The organism is Flavobacterium terrae (assembly GCF_900142035.1).
GTDB lineage: Bacteria > Bacteroidota > Bacteroidia > Flavobacteriales > Flavobacteriaceae > Flavobacterium > Flavobacterium terrae.
The window spans coordinates 71,981-89,193 of the sequence record NZ_FQZI01000006.1 but is presented as its reverse complement, the minus strand read 5'-3'; the positions used below and the strand labels follow the sequence as shown (position 1 = coordinate 89,193).

Genomic DNA, 17,213 nt, shown 5'->3' with positions numbered 1-17,213 from the left:
TTTTTTGCTAATATAGCAAGTTATTATTTTTTATTGTATCCTAATATCTCTAAAATTTGTTCTGCATTTTGCTCCTCAGAAAAAACTTCGTGAGCAAAAATTCCATTTTTATCTTTATCTATCAAGATGTGTTTAGGTTGTGGTAAAATACAGTGGTGTAACCCTCCGTGTCCACCAATTGTTTCTTGATAAGCACCAGTATTGAAGAAACCAATATATAAAGGTTTTTCTTTATTGTATTTAGGTAGATAAATGGCATTCATGTGCTGCTCTGAGTTGTAATAATCGTCACCATCACAAGTTAATCCTCCTAAAAGAACTCTTTCATAGGTATCATTCCAACGATTTACAGCAAGCATAACAAATCGTTTATTGATTGCCCAAGTGTCTGGAAGAGTTGTAATGAATGACGAGTCTATCATATTCCAGTTTTCACGATCATTTTGCTTTTTTTGGTATAAAACCTGAAAAATAGCTCCACCAGATTCACCAACAGTATATGATCCAAATTCAGTGAAAATATGAGGAACAGGAACTTCAGCTTCATCACATGCGATTTTGATTTGATTCAAAATCTCTTCTACCATATATTGATAATCGTAATCAAATGCTAATGAGTTTTTGATAGGGAAACCACCACCAATATTCAAGCTATCTAATGAAGGACACTCTTTTTTAAGATTAATGTAAACCTTCATACATTTTAGAAGCTCATTCCAATAGTATGCAGTATCTCTAATTCCGGCATTTATAAAAAAGTGAAGCATTTTTAGTTCTACTTTTTTATTTTCTTGAATGTTTTTTCTGTAGAAAGGAACAATGTCTTTGTAACCAATACCTAAACGAGATGTATAGAACTCAAACTTAGGGTCTTCTTCGGCTGCAATACGAATTCCAATTTTAAATTTTCCGTCGATTTCTTCTTCAAGTAAATCTAATTCTTCAAAATTATCAATTACAGGAATAGTGTTTTTATGGCCGTTGTTGATTAATCGAGCGATGTTTGTAATGTAGGCGCCACGTTTAAATCCATTACAAACTACAAACGTATTTTTATTTATTTTTCCTTGCTCCATTAAGTTCTCAACAATGTTGATGTCAAAAGCAGAGGATGTTTCAATATGAATGTTGTTTTTTAAAGCTTCGTTTAAAATAAATTCAAAGTGAGAACTTTTAGTACAATAACAGTAAAAATATTTTGCTTCGTAACCTTGCTTTTCCATAGCATTACGAAACCACATTTTGGCTTTATTAATATTTTCTGAAATCTTTGGTAAATAAGTAAATTTTAACGGAGTTCCATATTCTTCAACTAATTTCATAAGATCAATGCCATGAAATTGTAAATGGTCCTTGTTAAGTGAGAACTCTTCTTGAGGGAAGTAAAAAGTTTGATTAATTAGGTCGTAATATTTTGTATTCATTTAGTTATCAGTAATTTGTAATTAAAATTAGTAAAAAAAATTAACACATTTTTTTTTCAAACTCTAATATTTGCAAATTCTATTTCTAACTCGTTATGATTTTTTTTGCTACCAGCAAAGAGTCCATTAGTCAAACACTTTTTAAGCTTTATTGCTTTTAAGTTAGTATTGAATACTTCAAAAAAGGATTCTTGGAAGAAGTAATTTATATTTCTCTTGTAGTGTCTAAACATGTGGGCAAATTTAAAAAATTATATTTCTGATATAAAAACAAATTTTCAAAAAAAGTTTAACCGTTATAATCTTTAAAAGAATTCATAATTAACTCGTTGTCAGTAGTTTGATTTAGGCTTATATTTCCTATTCCATTTAGTAGAGCAAACTGAACCTTACCGTACTCATTTTTTTTGTCATGAATTAGTAAATTTATAATGTCAAATTTGTCATTTTCTTCGAAAGTTATTGGTTCATAAATTGATAGTAAATAACTTTTAATTTCTGAGTATTCTTCATTAGATATTAATCCTTTTTTTAAAGAGATATAACTTTCTAAAATCATACCTGCAGCGATGGCTTCTCCATGAAGTAGGTTTTCTTTTTCTGGATTTTCTAAAAATAAAGTTTCAATGGCATGTCCTAATGTATGACCAAAATTTAAAGCCTTTCTTATTCCATTTTCTGTTGGATCTTGAGTGACAATATTATTTTTAATTTCAACCGACTCTGCAATTAATTCATCAAAACTATCAAAATCAATCTCAGCTAATTCTTTAAATTTTTCCCAGTGAGTTTTTTTGGCGATTAAGCCATGTTTTAACATTTCTGCTAAACCTGATTTCATTTCTCTTTGTGATAATGTTTCAAGGAAAGTCGAATCAATAATTACCATTGCAGGATTTGTAATAGTTCCTATTTGGTTTTTTAATCCGTCTAAATCGACTCCATTTTTTCCTCCTACAGATGCATCTACCATTGATAATAGTGTAGTAGGAATATTTATAAAAGGAATTCCTCTTTTGTAAGTTGAAGCAATAAACCCACCCATATCTGTAATAACTCCACCACCTATATTGATAATCAAACTTTTTCTATCGGCACCAAGTTCAATTAAAACTTTCCAGACCTGTGTGCATGTTTCTATGGTTTTGTTTTCTTCGCCAGCTTCAAGTTCAATTATTTCAAAGGGAACTTCAGTCTCTATTAAAGGTAAAATTTTAGGTAAACATAATTCGTTTGTATTCTCATCAGCAATAAAGAAAATTTTAGAAAAATTATTTTCTTTTAAGTAATTGTTTAAATAGGTGTAACTTTCTTTATTAATGTGTATTGTATAATTATTGGCCTGAATCGATTTCATTTCACAAACATGTATTAAAATGTTGTACAAAATAAAGTAAAAATACTATAATAAAATAGCGTGGTGTTTTATATTTGCATAACATTTACGTAATACACAATGAATAAAATATTTGATAATACACAAAATGCTTTTTCTTTAAAAAGTGATACCGAATTAGAAAGAGCTTATTTTCTTTTTAAATTGATTGATTCTGAACCTTTGGTTAAAATTGGAACTGCAGTTACAAATTTTGCTTTGAAAGCTCACTTGCCAGTAGAAGGTTTAATTCGTGCAACGGTTTTTGATCATTTTTGCGGAGGTGTATCTGAAGATGATTGTATTCCTGTAGTGGATAAAATGTATAATGTAGGTGGAGTTTCGTCAGTATTAGACTATTCTGTAGAAGGAAAAGAAGATGAGTCTGCTTTTGATGATGCAATGAATAAAACATTAAAGATCATCAATTTTGCCAAAGAGAAAAAAGCGATTCCTTTTGCTGTTTTCAAACCAACAGGTTTTGGTCGTTTTGAATTGTATGAAAAGTTGGGAGAAGGTAAAACTCTGAATGAAGCTGAGCAAATAGAATGGAATAGAGTAGTGGAACGTTTTGATAGAGTTTGTAAAGCGGCTCATGAAAATGATATCGCCCTTTTAATTGACGGTGAAGAAAGTTGGATGCAAGATGCAGCCGATGATTTAGTCGCTGATATGATGCGTAAGTATAATAAAGAGAAAGCAATTGTTTATAATACATTACAAATGTATCGTTGGGATCGTTTAGATTATTTGAAAAAGCTACATGCACAAGCGCAACAAGAAGGTTTTCATATTGGTATGAAATTGGTTCGTGGAGCTTACATGGAAAAGGAAAATAAACGTGCGGAAGAAAGAGGATACAAATCTCCTATTTGTCCTTCAAAACAAGCCACAGATTATAATTTTGATGACGCTGTAACTTATATGATGGAGCACATTGAAACTATGGCAATTTTTGCAGGAACTCATAATGAAAACAGTTCATATAAGCTTATAGAATTAATGTCACACAACGGAATTGCAAAAAATGACTTTAGAGTTTGGTTTGGGCAATTATATGGTATGAGTGACAATATCAGTTTCAACCTTGCTGCCGAAGGATACAATGTTGCCAAATATCTTCCTTTTGGACCTGTTAAAGATGTTATGCCTTATTTAATTCGTAGAGCAGAAGAAAATACTTCAGTGGCTGGACAAACAAGTAGAGAATTAACTCTAATTAAAAGAGAAAGAGATAGAAGAAAGGGTAAAAACTAATGAATTTAACCATTTTAGGATGCTATGCAGCAACACCAAGAACTTTTACTAATCCAACATCACAAGTATTAGAAATTAGCAATCGCTTGTTTTTAATTGATTGTGGTGAAGGGACACAAGTTCAGCTGCGCAAGAATAAAGTAAAATTCTCTGCCATTAATCATATATTTATTTCTCATCTTCATGGAGATCATTTTTATGGATTAATTGGACTTATCTCGACTTTTAATTTATTGAATAGAAACAATCCGTTAACTGTATATGGCCCCGTAGGTGTAAAAGAAATAATTAAGTTACAACTTAAATTGTCAAATTCTTGGCCTCAATATGAGCTTAACTTCGTAGAATTGTCTTCTAATCAATCTGAGGTTGTTTTCGAAGATGATAAAGTGATTGTGAAAACTATTCCTTTAAAGCATCGTATATATACAAACGGATATTTATTTCAGGAAAAACCAAAAGAGCGAAAGCTTAATGTTGCTGCAGTTCAAGAATATCAAATAGAAACTTGTTATTACCAAAATATAAAAAATGGTAAAGACATCACTTTAGACAATGGAAAAATAATACCGAACGAATTATTAACCTTTGATCCTCCTGCACCTAAAAGTTATGCTTTTTGCTCTGATACTGTTTACAATGAAGATATTGTAGAAATCATAAATGGGGTAGATGTTTTATATCATGAGTCTACTTTTTTAGAATCTGAAGAAGTTCTTGCTGAAAAGACAATGCATTCAACTGCTAAACAAGCTGCAAAAATTGCTAAACAAGCAAATGTAAAACAATTGCTTTTAGGGCATTATTCAACTCGATATGAATCAATAGAGTCATTTAAAGATGAAGCACAAACTATTTTTGAGCAAACACAGCTTTCTAATGACGGAGTTACTTTTCAGTTTTAATCTCTAAACTATTTATTATGGAAGATTTAAGTGATTACAGAAAATCATATGATAAAAGTGAATTATTAGAAACGAATCTTCCCGAAGATCCAATTAATTTATTCAATAAATGGTTTTTTGAAGTTAAGGATTTTGGTGGTGTAGACGAAGTAAATGCCATGACTGTTTCAACAATTGGACTAGATGGTTTCCCTAAAGCACGTGTAGTTTTATTAAAACAGTTTTCTTACGAAGGTTTTATTTTTTATACCAATTATAATTCTGAAAAAGGTAAAGCTATAGAAGCAAACCCTAACGTTTGTTTGTCTTTTTTTTGGCATTCTATGGAAAGACAAATCATTATAAAAGGAAAAGCTGTTAAAGTTGCTGATAATATATCCGATAATTATTTTGATTCTAGACCTAATGGAAGTAAACTTGGTGCAATTGTATCAAATCAAAGTGAAGTAATTCCTTCCAGAGAATATTTAGACAATAAATTAAAACAATTAGAAGACGAATTATCTGGTAAAGAAATTTTAAGACCAAAATTTTGGGGAGGTTACATTGTTGAACCCCAAGAAGTTGAATTTTGGCAAGGTCGTCCTAACCGTCTTCATGACCGAATTAGATACCAACTTCAAAGTGATCAAAGCTGGAAAATTGAAAGATTGTCTTCTTAAAATGTAAGATTTTTTTCAGTAAAATACAAAAAAAGTACATTTCATCGATTTTTTTTGGTGTTTTATCGATAAAGTTTGTAATGTTGCCATGTCAGAATGAGAAATCAAAATGACATAAGTAACACACACACACAAACTATTATTGATTATGAAAAAGACTTTTGCTAAAATTGCTTTAATTGGGTTATTATCAATTTCTTTATTTTCTTGTTCAAAAGATTCAGTGTCTGAGGAACCAAAAGATACAGTAAGTGTAAATGCAAATTATTCGTACAGAACTGATGAAGATGAAGTTTTAAATCTTATCAATAACTATAGAGAAGGTAAAGGTTTAGTTAAGTTACAAAAAATAGATTACGTTTCTGTTAAATCAGAAGAACATACAAATTATATGATTTCTACTAATTCAGTGAATCATAATAATTTTGCAGAAAGATACTCAAGTATAATGAGTGCATTATCTGCAAAAAATGTAAGCGAAAATATTGCTTACAAATATTCAACTTCGCAAAGTGTTGTTAATGCATGGTTAAATAGCGAAGGACACCGAGCAAATATTGAAGGTGATTTTACTCATTTTGGAATTTCAATTAGAACTAATTCTGCAGGAGAAAAATACTATACCAACATATTTGTGAAAAAATAGTTAGTTTTTTAGTTTGTTTATTTGATTGTAAAAAGTGCCGTAAATCCCCAATTTCGGCACTTTTTCATCATTTAGTTAGTACCAACGTTTCTTTTTCTTTTTTGAATTTTCTGACTTTCTCGAATTGTTAGATTTACTTTTACCACTTCTATTATTCTTTTTAGGTGCAGAATTTTCTGTTGGTTTTTTATCTTTTGTTGTTGATGGTACTTTACCTTGCCAAGGAAACGGATGATCTTCTATAACTTTAAAAGTTGATCTTGTTAGTTTAATAATATCTTTCCAATAAACTTCTTCATCTTTTCCACAGAAAGAAATTGCAATTCCATTATTTCCAGCTCGACCTGTTCTACCTATTCTATGAACATAAGTTTCAGGTATATTAGGTAAATCAAAATTGATAACATAGGGAAGTTGTTCGATATCAATACCTCTTGCAGCTACATCTGTAGCAACTAAAATATCTATTTCTTTATCTTTAAAAGCATTTAAAACTCTTTGACGAGCACTTTGTGATTTGTCACCATGAATGGCTTCGGCACTAAAATTATTCTTTTTAAGAGATTTAACTATATTATCAGCTCCATGTTTTGTTCTTGAGAATATAAGAACGTTTTTTAATTCATCTTCTCTTAAAACATGTAATAAAAGCTGTTTTTTTTCGGGTTTATCTACAAAATAAATACGTTGCTGTACCATTTCTGTTGTTGATGAAACAGGTGTTACTTGAACAGTTTCAGGATTTTTTAGAAATTGTTCAGCTAGTTCACGAATTGCAATTGGCATTGTTGCCGAAAACAGTAATGTTTGTCTATCAGTAGGTGTTAGCTTAATAATCTTTTTTACATCGTTTATAAAGCCCATATCAAACATTTGATCGGCTTCATCTAATACTAAATGGTATAAATGATCTAAATCAATAAAACCTTGTTTATGAAGGTCTAGTAGCCTTCCTGGTGTGGTTACTAATATATCAACACCTTTTTTAAGTTCATCTACTTGAGGAACTTGCGATACACCACCAAAAATAGTTAACTGTTTTGTATTTAAGTACTTTCCATAAGTATCAAAACTTTCACCAATTTGAATAGCGAGTTCTCTAGTAGGAGTTACAATAAGAGTTCTAATTTTTTTCCCTTTTGCAGATTTACTTACTACTGGATGCAAATGACTTAATATAGGTATTGCAAAAGCAGCAGTTTTACCTGTTCCTGTTTGGGCACAACCCACTAGATCTTTCCCATCAAGAATAATTGGTATTGCTTGTTCTTGTATAGGAGTAGGAATAGTATAACCTTCTTCGGTTAATGCTAATAAAACACTTTTGGAAATAGAAAGATCTTCAAATTGCATATAAAAACTTTTATGCAAAGATAGATTAATTTATTTGGGTGAGTTGGCTTTAATAAAGTCAGTTACTAAATATCCTATAAGTTTTCCAATTAAGTGATTGTTTTTTTCTTCTCCAAGTGAAGGTGCTCCTTCACAAATGTGTAGATAAGCAACATTTTTATGTGCACCAAAATGATTTACAAAGATGCGAAGCTCTTCTACAGAGAATCCACTTAAGGTCATGGCACTCGATGCAATATTGGGTACAGAATCTAAATCGATTTCAAGACCAAAAGAGTCGTATTTTACATGCTCAAGAGCATTAGTCATTTCCTGATAAAATCTTTTTTCTTGTCTAATTTTAATTTCGTCATAGGTATTGTAACGTACTCGATCACTAATTTTTTTAAGACTGTCTAGCACACTTTTAGAGGTATAACTTTCGTGTAAGCCAAAAACAAAATAGTTTTTTAAAAAGCCTTCTTCATAGGCATAAGAAAATCCATTTCCGCTATGTCTTCCTTCCAGAATTCTAAAATCAGAATGTGCATCAAAATTTACAGCACTAATAGGCTTACTCTTTGCAAGAGCTGTTCCTTTTATATTTCCGTAAGCATTGTTATGACCACCACCAATTATAATTGGAATTTTACCAGCTTTAACAATTGAAAAAATAATATGAGAAACTTCTTTATCTATTTGTTCAACGATTTTAAAAAGCTTTTTTCTTTCTTCTGGATCATTTTCATTTAAAGTACTAGCTTTTTCAATTTCTTGTGACACATCTACCTGTCCTAAAACTAAAATAGAGTTTCCTTTGCAAAATCTATTATGTTGAATATTGGCAATACTTTGAATAGCACTTTTCCATGCACTTTCAGCTCCTGGACGCCCTAAATTAGCACGAATACCTACATCTTCTGGAATACCTAAAATGACATATTTTGCTTCACAGTTAAGTATAAAATTGGAAACATCTTCATCTTTAGGAACAACATACATTTTTTCACCAAACTTTACTTCACCGTTTCTAAAGTTGGTGATTTTAGCTAAATCAGATTGCTTAAAGCGAACTAAATTTTCCATTTTTTGTTTTTTCTGTAAGCCAAAAATACTATTTTTATCGAAACTTGCGTTATACAACTATAATTGTATAACAAATTAAAATTAACCAACACCAAAAAAGATGAGTGCCCAAAACAGTAACAATTCTGGACTTAAAGCAATAATTGCTATTTTATCATTATTATTAATAGGTAGTTTAATTTATATGTATAAATTAACTTCTGATTCTAAGCAAGTTGAAGAAGTATTAATTACTGAAAAAGATGCAGTGCTTAAAGATCTTGCTATTGCAAAAGACTCTTTAGAATCAGCAATTTCTTCAAATTCGTCTTTGTCTGAAGAATTAGTTGCAGAAAGAGATAGAGTACAAAAATTAATGGCTGATATAGAAAAATCTCAAGGAGATGTTAAAGCAATGGCCAAATATAAAGAAGAGGCCTTAAAATTAAGAGGAAGTATTGCAAGATTAATGAAAGAGGTTGAAGTTCTTAAAAGTGAAAATAAATCACTAGTAACCAGAATTGATAGTACTAATGTTGTTTTAACTGATGCTAGAAGAGTAAATGATACTTTGGTATCACAAAATGATTATTTAGCAAAAACAGTAGAAAAAGGTTCTAAATTAACTGTGTTAAATCTTCAATCAACAGCTTTAAAACAAAGAAGTTCAGGAAAACAAATTGAGACAGACAAAGCAAGTCGTGCCGATGTTCTTAAAATTAGTTTTATGATTGCTGAAAATCAAATTGCCAAGTCAGGTGATAAAATGTATTATGTTCAAGTAATTGATAGTAAAAATAATGTTGTAGGTGAAAAGAAAATGGAAACATTTGGTGAAAAAGCACTTACCTATAGTTTTATTGCAACTGTTAAGTATGAAAACAAAACAGTAAAAGTTGAAAAAGATTTACCAGTAGATAATGTTCAAGCAGGAACTTATTTTGTAAACATTTTTGATAAATCTGAACTAGTTTCAAAAACTAGTTTTAATCTAAGATAATTACTATAGTATCAAATTTCTAAGGCCTCATTTTGAGGCCTTTTTTTATTGTGTAAGACTTGGATTACAAAGACTTTGTTTGCATCTAACTGAATTTAGTTAGAGAAAAATAATCTAAAATAAACCACATATCAGAATAACGATTTTATTTGATAAACAACGATTTTTTTGTGTTCATAATTAGCATGCAGTTAAATTTGAGTAAGTAAAATTAGAGGCATAAAATTATTATTATGAAAACAGTTTTTCAAAATACAGTATCAAATGTGAGTCGTATAGTTGTTGCCATAATTATATTTAGTTGCCTAAGTTTTACTTTTAAATTTATAGCTGATATTCAACAAGAAAAGAAAAATGCTTCTGTATTAAATGCAAAAGAAGTGAAAATGGCTTCAAATGAATTATTTGTTAATGAGACAAATAATAAAAAAAATAGTAAAGAGATAAAAAGAAGTGTTGCTTTTCAATCCAGAACTAGTGCAACCGAAATAGAATGTTTAAAAAATGAAGTAGCATCTTTAAAAGCTCAACAAGAATATTTAGAAGAAGAAAATAACTTTTTGCGAAAAGAAAGAGATAGTGTTTTATCTGTAATTGAGAATGCTAATGAATACTATGGAATTTTAAAGAATACCATTAAAAAAGCTTCTAAAGTCTGGATTTCAAATGTGAAATTGAATTTTTTAAAAGAATCAAGTAATGGTAAATTTAAAGAAACAGAAAAAGCAAAAAGTACTGATGTTATTCAAGTGGCCTTCACGGTTAATGGAAGTAAGATTTCATTAGCAACAGATAAAAATTATTACATACAAATCGTTGATAGTAATAATAATATTGTTGGTAAAAAAGAACGTAAAGATTTTGGGAGCATGACTTTAGAATACAGCGACTTATTGACAGTTATGTATATTGATAAAGATATTGATGTCAAAGCAGACATACAAACTTACGATCTTAACAAAGGTATATATAGAGTATATATTTTTGATGAGAAAGAGTTAGTAATAAAAACTTCATTCGAATTAGAATGAATTTGGTTAGGTTAGGTTTGAAGTGCGAAGAATATGAAGATATATCCTTCGCACTTTTTTTTATTTTACAGCTTTGTAAATGCAATATTGTGTTGCATAATAAATTGGGAAAGTGAAAATTATCCCAAAACAAAACGCTATTATACCTACATAACCTAAAATCACAGATATAATAATAAGTAATAGTATAGGGAAAAAGTTTTTTGAACAAGTTTGTAAACTTTTATTGATTGCTTTAATCGTATCTAGCTCATCAAAAATTATAAAAGGAATAACTAAAAATAAAAATACACTAATTACTACTGATATTAAAGTTGGAATAAGCGATGACAAAATAAGATTATTTGCTAAGATAGATTGTAAACCAAAATTGATAATAAAAGAAAGAGAAACATTTATAAATGTTGCAAATATTATGTCTAAGTAATGTTTGCTATTTACATAGGTAAAAATATTTGATGTAGATATTTCTTCATCTTTGTCTGCATTATCCATGATTTTTAAAATACCCGCATTAAAAGGAGCTATTAGTATTGAAAATAATAAAACCACAAAATAATAAATTATGGATGCTTTTAAATCCATTGTTTTTGGATCAATTTTTTTTGCTAATTCTGGAAGGTTGTCAAAACCTACAAAAAATTGAATTCCAACCATTGCCATACCAATAACCAATATCATTAGAAGTCCAAAAGCCAGTCCAGCTGTTAAAAATGTTTTTTTAAATAACTCGAAAGTTTCGTTTAGTGTATTTCCGATATCAACTTTTTTTATTTCTTCCATATTATTTACTTATATCCAGTTCAAAATTCGTTTAATCATATTTAATTTTCCTTTATAAGGAGCGTAACGCAATGGAACATCTAGCCAGTTTGCTTTTTTTACAACCGATTTTTTATGTGAAAAAGTATCAAAACCTAATTTACCATGGTAAGCACCTATTCCGCTGTGTCCAACACCTCCAAAAGGTAAATTTTTATTTGCAAAATGAGTCAAAGTGTCATTGATACAACCTCCACCAAAAGAGTATTTATTTAAAATTTCGTTTTGAAAGGCTTTATCATCAGAGAAAATATATAATGAAAGTGGTTTTTCGTATCTCGATATTATTTTATGTAAGTCGGCTTTGTTTTCATAAGTTACTATTGGAAGTATTGGTCCAAAAATCTCCTCTTGCATCACAGCGCTTTCAGGCATAGGTTCATCTAATAGAGTAGGGGCAACATATAAATTTTCTTCATTATGCTGACCTCCATATAAAACAAACTGGTTTTCAATTAATGCTACTTGACGTCTCCAGTTTTTTAGATTCACAATTCGAGCAAAATCTTCTGATTGTTCTGGATTTTTTCCTAAAGCATTTTCGATTTCTTGAATCAATAACGGAATCAATTTTTTCTTCATTCGGTAATGAACCAAAATATAATCAGGCGCAATACAGGTTTGACCAGCATTGAATAGTTTTCCCCAAATGATTCGTTTTGCTGCTAAAGGTAAATTGGCTGTTTCATCAATTATACAAGGGCTTTTACCTCCTAATTCTAATGTTACAGGAGTTAAATGTTCAGCAGCAGCTTTTGCGACAATTTTCCCAACTGGAACACTTCCGGTGAAGAAGATATAATCCCATCTTTTCTGTAATAAATCCTGAGCAATGGTATAATCACCAGTTACAACTAATGCTTGTTTTACATCAAATGATTCACGAACAATTTTAGAAACAATTGCCGATGTATAGGGAGTTAGCTCTGATGGTTTTAAAGTAACACTGTTTCCTGCAGCAATCGCAGCAATAAGTGGAGAAAAAGCCAATTGAAAAGGATAATTCCAAGGAGAAATAATCAATACTCGTCCGTAAGGTTCACTGTAAATTTTATCAGTAGAAGGAAAATTTAAAAGTGAAGGAAAGACTCTTTTGGGTTTTGACCATGAAGATAGATTCTTCAGCGTATATTTTAAATCATTAACGACATAGGATGTTTCAGAAATAACTCCTTCGAATCTTGGTTTTTTAAAATCTTTGTACAAAGCGTCTAGAATTTCATCTTCATGAATAATGATATTCTTTAAAAGCTTTTGCAGGGCTATTTTTCTTTCGGATACTGAATACATTGTATTATTTTTTTCTAAAGATAAAAATTATATTGATTTCCAAATTACATCTTCGGGCACTGGAGCAACGATTTCGATATTTTCTTTAGAGACAGGGTGAATAAATTTAAGTTTTCTGGCATGAAGATGTATACCTCCATCAGGATTACTTCGATCAAAACCATATTTTAAATCCCCTTTTATTGGAGAACCAATTGCTGATAATTGACTTCTAATTTGATGATGACGACCCGTGTGTAAATTGATTTCTAGCGCAAAGTAATTTTTGAGTTCAGCGATAATTTTATAATCTAAACTCGCTTTTTTACTGTCTGGAATTTCTTTTAAATGAGCTTTTGAAGTATTGTTCTTCTCATTTCTTTTTAAGAAATGTACCAGATTATCTTCCTGTTTTGGTGGTTTGTTTTTCACAACTGCCCAATATGTTTTTTGAGTTTCTCGTTCACTAAACATTTTGTTAAGCCTCTCAAGAGCTTTGCTGGTTCTAGCAAAAACTACAACTCCTGTAGTTGGTCTGTCTAATCGATGTACCACACCTAAAAAAACATCACCAGGTTTATTGTATTTAGCCTTAATGTATTCTTTTACAATATCAGATAAAGGTTTGTCTCCAGTTTTATCTCCTTGTACAATGTCACCAACACGTTTATTGATTATAATTATATGATTGTCTTCATGTAAAACTTGAAGATTATCTTTTGTCGAAATAATTTTAGTATTAGAACTCAATTTCAAAAAGGTTTAATTGTTCATCATTTTCATTAATCACTTCTTTGAATTTTAAACCCAATTTTTTAAGAAGTTTAATAGAATTTACATTGTCTAAATTTGTAATTGCAGAAAGTCCAGAATGTTCTTTAGATAAAATTTCCATGAAAGCCTTTGAAGTCTCATAAGCAAATCCTTTTCCGTTAAACTCTGGTAAAAAAGCAAATCCAATATCAGGATGATTTAAAAACTCTCTTTTTATGATTGTAAATAAGCCAATTTTCTTGTGAGTTTTTTTCTCAGTAATTACAAAATATTTAATGTTTTCAGCCTTTTCAATTTTATCTATATACAACTTAGCTTCTTCATTTGAGTGAATATTTCTATCACCTATGAAACGTTTCCATCCTTCTGTATTAAGTAATTTATAGATGAATTCGTAGTCTAAAATGTCAAGAGGTTTTGAAAAAACTCTTTCGGTATCAATTTTAATATTGCTCATTGGCATTAGGGAAATCGACTGCTTTTACATCAGAAACATATTGTCCTATAGCTTTAGTCATATCTTCATATAAATTCATGTAACGACGTAAAAAACGTGGACTAAATTCGTGAGTCATACCTATCATGTCGTGTAGCACTAATACTTGTCCGTCAACTCCATTTCCAGCACCAATTCCAATAACCGGAATAGAAATACTTTCAGCAACTTTTTTTGCTAAAGCTGCAGGAATTTTTTCAAGTACTAAAGCAAAACAACCAATTCGCTCTAATAATTGAGCATCTTCGATTAATTTTTCAGCTTCTGCATCTTCTTTGGCACGAACAGTATAGGTTCCAAATTTATAAATTGATTGAGGTGTTAACCCTAAATGTCCCATTACTGGAATTCCAGCCTGAAGTATTTTTTTGATAGATTCTTTAATTTCTTTTCCACCTTCTAATTTAACAGCATGTCCACCACTTTCTTTCATAACACGAATGGCTGAACGTAACGCCTCTTTAGAATCTGATTGATACGAACCAAAAGGTAAATCAACTACAACTAAAGCTCTTTCTGCTGCTCTTACTACAGATGAAGCATGATAAATCATTTGGTCAAGTGTAATAGGTAGAGTAGTCTCGTGGCCCGCCATTACATTACTAGCAGAATCACCCACAAGGATTACATCAACTCCAGCCGAGTCAACAATTTTTGCCATGGTGAAATCGTATGCAGTTAGCATAGAAATTTTTTCACCTTTGGCTTTCATATCAATTAATGATTTTGTGGTAACTCTTTTGTAATCACTTTTAGCTGTTGACATAATTTGAATGTTTAGGAATTGTAAAATTACTAAAAAGAATGGTTTTGTAACAAAATACTTAAGTTTTCGTCAAACGATTAAAAATCAAAAAACTATGAAAAAATTAATCATTTATTTGCTGATATTGCTTCCCTTTTATAGCAATGCACAAAATCAAGAGGTTGAAAATACAATTAAAACTTTTTTTGAAGGTTTCCATGCAAAGGATACCACAAAAATAAAATCGGTGTGCCATGATAGAATGCTTTTACAATCTATAATGGAGGGCAAAAAAGGCACAAAGCTTGAGGAAGAAAAAGCATCAGAATTCATCAAATCATTTGCTACATTTCCTAAAGACTTAAAATTTGAAGAAAGAATTTTAGGATATAAAGTCCAAATTGATGGTTCTATGGCACATGCTTGGACACCCTACGAGTTTTATATTGATGGTAAATTAAGTCACAGTGGTGTAAATTCATTTACTTTATTTAAAGAGAATGGTCAATGGAAAATTGTTCACATTATAGATACAAGAAGGAGAATTTAACCTTTTCTATTGGCATCAACAGTAAAAGCAATTAGAATTCCAACAGTATAACAAAGCAAATCACTATATAAAAATCCTTGACCCAAGATATAATAACCTAAAGCGGTATGTCTGAGTGCGTTTAACCAATTTAAATCAATTAATTGTGATAATTCAATTATGAAGCAAATTGATAATGGGAAAATAAATTTTAGGGTATTATTTTTGGACCAAATGAAAAATTCAACCATACAATAAATCATTATTGCATATAGAATATCTCCAATAAATAATGGAATAAAGCTTGTTTTTCTTGATATGATTCCAAGAAAGATAACTAGAAAGGCAACTAATAAATAATTGTAATTTACCTTTAGTGACATTTGATTAACAATCAGCCATATTAACAGCTACAGCGAGACCTCCTTCGGAAGTTTCTTTGTATTTATTGTTCATGTCTTTTGCTGTTTGCCACATAGTATTAACGACCTTATCTAAAGGGACTTTTGCATTTTTTGGGTCTGTTTCAATTGCCAATTCTGCTGCGTTAATAGCTTTTATTGCACCCATAGTATTTCTTTCAATACAAGGAATTTGGACTAATCCGCCAATTGGGTCACAAGTCAAACCTAAATGGTGTTCCATAGCAATTTCTGCAGCCATTAAAACTTGTTCTGGTGTTCCACCCATTACTTCACATAACGCTCCTGCGGCCATTGCTGATGACACGCCAATTTCTGCTTGGCATCCGCCCATAGCAGCTGAAATAGTTGCTCCTTTTTTGAAAATTGAGCCTATTTCACCAGCAACCATCAAAAACTGCTTTACTTGCTCTTCATTGGCTTGGTGATTTTCGATAACCATATAATACATCAAAACAGCCGGAATTACACCAGCGCTTCCATTAGTTGGAGCAGTGACTACACGTCCTAGTGATGCATTTACTTCATTAACAGCAAGTGCAAAACACGAAACCCATTTTAGTATTTGTCGGAATTTCACTTCGGTTTTTCGAATGGTTTCTAACCATTCTTGCGGTGATGAATAATTGGCAAGGCCAATTAAATTTTGATGCATGTCAAACGCTCGACGACGAACATTTAATCCTCCTGGTAGAATACCTTCACTATGACAGCCTATGTACATACACTCGAGCATAGTATTCCAAACTCTCAATAATTCTTTGTCAATTTCTTGTTCTGTACGAATAGATTTCTCATTATCATAAACAATTTCAGAGATTTTTCTATTTTGATTTTGACAGTATTCCAATAATTCTGAAGCAAAATTTATAGGATAGGGAAAGGCACATTTAATAATTTCATTGGCCTTAGCGTTACTTCTTTCTTCTTTAACTACAAATCCTCCTCCTATAGAATAAAATGTAGATTCATAGTGAGATTCATCATAGAAAGCAGTAAAAGTCAACCCATTTGCATGGAAAGGAAGAAAGTTTTTATTGAAAATAATGTCTGTTTCTGGATTAAAATTAATATTTAATAGATTCGCTAATTTTAGTTTATGATTTGTTTTTATTGCTTTTATAATACCCTCAATATCTTGAACTGGTATATATTCTGGATCTTGACCACTTAGTCCTAACATAACAGCTAAATCAGTTGCGTGACCAACTCCGGTAAGTGATAAGGAACCATATAAATCGACTTTTACAGAAGTGATTTTATTTAGAATGTTTTCTTCTTTTAATTCATTTAAAAATCGTTCGGCAGCACGCCAAGGCCCAAGTGTATGAGAACTTGATGGACCAACACCAATTTTTAACATATCAAATACTGAAATACATTCTTCCATAACTACATCGTTTTAGCAAAGCAAAGATAGTTTCTATGTGCTTAACAAAAAAACATTAAAATTTTAAAA

The 17,213-nt window shown here is 30.5% G+C and carries 18 protein-coding genes; 7 read left to right on the top strand and 11 right to left on the bottom strand.

The genetic code is table 11. The features are described from left to right. Window positions 1-23: 23 nt before the first annotated feature. Window positions 24-1,424 carry a type III PLP-dependent enzyme domain-containing protein gene (locus BUC09_RS13460; RefSeq protein WP_073312130.1) on the bottom strand — a complete coding sequence of 467 codons (1,401 nt, stop codon included), beginning with the start codon at window positions 1,422-1,424 and terminating at the stop codon, window positions 24-26. A gap of 289 nt (window positions 1,425-1,713) precedes the next feature. Beyond that, complete coding sequence (gene aroB / locus BUC09_RS13455; protein ID WP_073312129.1) at window positions 1,714-2,781, bottom strand: 3-dehydroquinate synthase; 1,068 nt, start codon at window positions 2,779-2,781, stop codon at window positions 1,714-1,716. Between the two features lie 99 nt (window positions 2,782-2,880). Here aroB and BUC09_RS13450 point away from each other — a divergent pair, with 99 nt between their 5' ends. The 4 genes from BUC09_RS13450 to BUC09_RS13435 all read left to right on the top strand — a co-directional run bounded on the left by BUC09_RS13450 (window position 2,881) and on the right by BUC09_RS13435 (window position 6,269). Continuing rightward, on the top strand, window positions 2,881-4,056 hold the full coding sequence (locus BUC09_RS13450) for a proline dehydrogenase family protein (protein ID WP_073312128.1): 1,176 nt from the start codon (window positions 2,881-2,883) through the stop codon (window positions 4,054-4,056). Continuing rightward, window positions 4,056-4,961 (top strand): ribonuclease Z, encoded by a 906-nt coding sequence (locus BUC09_RS13445; RefSeq protein WP_073312127.1) that lies wholly within the window; start codon window positions 4,056-4,058, stop codon window positions 4,959-4,961. The genes BUC09_RS13450 and BUC09_RS13445 overlap by 1 nt, the downstream gene beginning before the upstream one ends. Before the next feature lie 17 nt (window positions 4,962-4,978). Beyond that, window positions 4,979-5,623, top strand: coding sequence for a pyridoxamine 5'-phosphate oxidase (gene pdxH / locus BUC09_RS13440; RefSeq protein WP_073312126.1), 645 nt, complete (start codon window positions 4,979-4,981; stop codon window positions 5,621-5,623). Between the two features lie 148 nt (window positions 5,624-5,771). Further along, window positions 5,772-6,269: a CAP domain-containing protein gene (locus BUC09_RS13435; RefSeq protein WP_073312125.1), complete on the top strand. Its 498-nt coding sequence runs from the start codon at window positions 5,772-5,774 to the stop codon at window positions 6,267-6,269. 75 nt (window positions 6,270-6,344) lie between these two features. Here the strand turns inward: BUC09_RS13435 and BUC09_RS13430 are convergent, their stop codons facing one another. Next, a complete protein-coding gene (locus BUC09_RS13430) occupies window positions 6,345-7,622 on the bottom strand; it encodes a DEAD/DEAH box helicase (RefSeq protein WP_073312124.1) in 1,278 nt (425 codons plus the stop codon). Window positions 7,623-7,652: 30 nt separating this feature from the next. Next, window positions 7,653-8,687 carry a formimidoylglutamase gene (locus BUC09_RS13425; RefSeq protein WP_073312174.1) on the bottom strand — a complete coding sequence of 345 codons (1,035 nt, stop codon included), beginning with the start codon at window positions 8,685-8,687 and terminating at the stop codon, window positions 7,653-7,655. A 100-nt stretch (window positions 8,688-8,787) separates the two neighbouring features. Here BUC09_RS13425 and BUC09_RS13420 point away from each other — a divergent pair, with 100 nt between their 5' ends. Then, complete coding sequence (locus BUC09_RS13420) at window positions 8,788-9,666, top strand: hypothetical protein (RefSeq protein ID WP_073312123.1); 879 nt, start codon at window positions 8,788-8,790, stop codon at window positions 9,664-9,666. A 233-nt stretch (window positions 9,667-9,899) separates the two neighbouring features. Next, window positions 9,900-10,697, top strand: a complete 798-nt coding sequence (locus BUC09_RS13415) for a hypothetical protein (protein WP_073312122.1) — start codon at window positions 9,900-9,902, stop codon at window positions 10,695-10,697. 60 nt (window positions 10,698-10,757) lie between these two features. Here BUC09_RS13415 and BUC09_RS13410 read toward each other — a convergent pair whose 3' ends face one another. Genes BUC09_RS13410 through panB form a run of 5 tightly spaced genes read right to left on the bottom strand, consistent with a single transcriptional unit; the run spans window position 10,758 to window position 14,824 of the window. After that, window positions 10,758-11,480, bottom strand: a complete 723-nt coding sequence (locus BUC09_RS13410) for a hypothetical protein (protein WP_073312121.1) — start codon at window positions 11,478-11,480, stop codon at window positions 10,758-10,760. Between the two features lie 9 nt (window positions 11,481-11,489). Next, entirely contained in the window at window positions 11,490-12,809 is a 1,320-nt protein-coding gene (locus tag BUC09_RS13405) for an aldehyde dehydrogenase (protein WP_073312120.1), read from the bottom strand. A 27-nt stretch (window positions 12,810-12,836) separates the two neighbouring features. Beyond that, window positions 12,837-13,538: an RluA family pseudouridine synthase gene (locus BUC09_RS13400; protein WP_073312119.1), complete on the bottom strand. Its 702-nt coding sequence runs from the start codon at window positions 13,536-13,538 to the stop codon at window positions 12,837-12,839. After that, on the bottom strand, window positions 13,528-14,019 hold the full coding sequence (locus tag BUC09_RS13395; RefSeq protein ID WP_159432954.1) for a GNAT family N-acetyltransferase: 492 nt from the start codon (window positions 14,017-14,019) through the stop codon (window positions 13,528-13,530). Before BUC09_RS13395 ends, BUC09_RS13400 begins: the two co-directional genes overlap by 11 nt. Further along, entirely contained in the window at window positions 14,006-14,824 is an 819-nt protein-coding gene (gene panB / locus BUC09_RS13390) for a 3-methyl-2-oxobutanoate hydroxymethyltransferase (RefSeq protein WP_073312118.1), read from the bottom strand. The genes BUC09_RS13395 and panB overlap by 14 nt, the downstream gene beginning before the upstream one ends. Before the next feature lie 94 nt (window positions 14,825-14,918). On the opposite strand from panB, the gene BUC09_RS13385 reads away from it, so the two are divergent. Then, window positions 14,919-15,353 (top strand): nuclear transport factor 2 family protein, encoded by a 435-nt coding sequence (locus BUC09_RS13385; protein WP_073312172.1) that lies wholly within the window; start codon window positions 14,919-14,921, stop codon window positions 15,351-15,353. Here the strand turns inward: BUC09_RS13385 and BUC09_RS13380 are convergent. Both BUC09_RS13380 and BUC09_RS13375 read right to left on the bottom strand, forming a co-directional pair. Then, entirely contained in the window at window positions 15,350-15,715 is a 366-nt protein-coding gene (locus BUC09_RS13380) for a ribosomal maturation YjgA family protein (RefSeq protein WP_073312117.1), read from the bottom strand. The two genes, BUC09_RS13385 and BUC09_RS13380, sit on opposite strands and share 4 nt — an antisense overlap. A gap of 4 nt (window positions 15,716-15,719) precedes the next feature. Further along, complete coding sequence (locus BUC09_RS13375; RefSeq protein WP_073312116.1) at window positions 15,720-17,144, bottom strand: L-serine ammonia-lyase; 1,425 nt, start codon at window positions 17,142-17,144, stop codon at window positions 15,720-15,722. Window positions 17,145-17,213: the final 69 nt, after the last annotated feature.